1 pseudogene is annotated in these 1,069 nt (G+C 61.8%); it reads left to right on the top strand.

Annotation, left to right across the window (positions count from 1 at the left end):
• Nucleotides 1-1,069, top strand: a pseudogene (locus EN969_RS32540) (MFS transporter); the annotation flags it as partial.

The raw sequence follows: 1,069 nt of genomic DNA, 5'->3' as shown, positions 1-1,069 counted from the left end.
GTTCTTCTTGACCAACGTGCTCAAGGTCGACGCGCAGTCGGTCAACATCATGATCGCGGTCGCCCTGGCGGTCGGTTCGATCTTCTTCGTCGTCTTCGGCTGGCTCTCCGACAAGATCGGCCGCAAGCCGATCATCATGGCGGGCCTTGCGCTGGCGATTGTCTGCACCTTCCCGCTGTTCAAGGCACTGACATGGGCTGCCAATCCGGCACTCGCCACGGCGCAGCAGAACACCAGGGCGACGGTGACCGCGGCGCCGGGCGACTGCAAATTCCAGTTCAATCCGGTTGGCACGGCGAAGTTCACGACATCCTGCGATATCGCGACTTCGTTCCTGACCAAGAACTCGGTTCCCTATGACGTGGTGTCGACGGCTGCCGCCGGCACACCCGCATCTGTCAAAATCGGCAATGAGACGGTCGAGTCCTATGACGCCATCGCCGCCGGTGATCAGGCCAAGGCCAAGGAAGCGGCCTTCATCAAGGCCGTCAATATGTCGCTGCAGGACGGCGGCTATCCGCTGAAGCGCGCGGCAGCCAAGGTTGCGGACCAGAAGCTCGATGCGTTTGTTGCCGCCAACCCGGAACTGAAGCTGGACGCCGCTGCCATCCGTGCCGGTGAAAAGGCGACGGTGCCGATCGACCAGGCGGTCAAGGACAAGCTGCTGACCACCGATGAGGCAGCGGGCGCACCCGAAGTCACCGTCTACAACATTCCAGGCGGCGGCGCGTTCGCCATGTTCGCCGATCCTGCAGCAGTGAACTGGCCAATGACGATCGGCATCCTGTTCATCCTGGTGCTGTTCGTGACCATGGTCTACGGGCCGATCGCGGCGATCCTGGTCGAGATGTTCCCGACCCGCATTCGCTACACCGGCATGTCGCTGCCCTATCACATCGGCAATGGCTGGTTCGGTGGACTGCTGCCGGCAACCGTGTTCGCGCTCAGCGCCTACAAAGGCGACATCTACTATGGCCTTTGGTACCCGGTGGTGATCGCGGCTATAACGCTGGTCATCGGCATGATCTTCGTCAAGGATACGCTCGGCACCGACCTGCACGCCAAGGAG

The sequence above is a fragment of the Mesorhizobium sp. M7A.F.Ca.CA.003.01.2.1 genome (assembly GCF_003998945.1).
In the GTDB taxonomy this organism is placed as follows: domain Bacteria; phylum Pseudomonadota; class Alphaproteobacteria; order Rhizobiales; family Rhizobiaceae; genus Mesorhizobium; species Mesorhizobium ciceri.
This window is presented reverse-complemented; position numbering and strand designations above follow the sequence as displayed.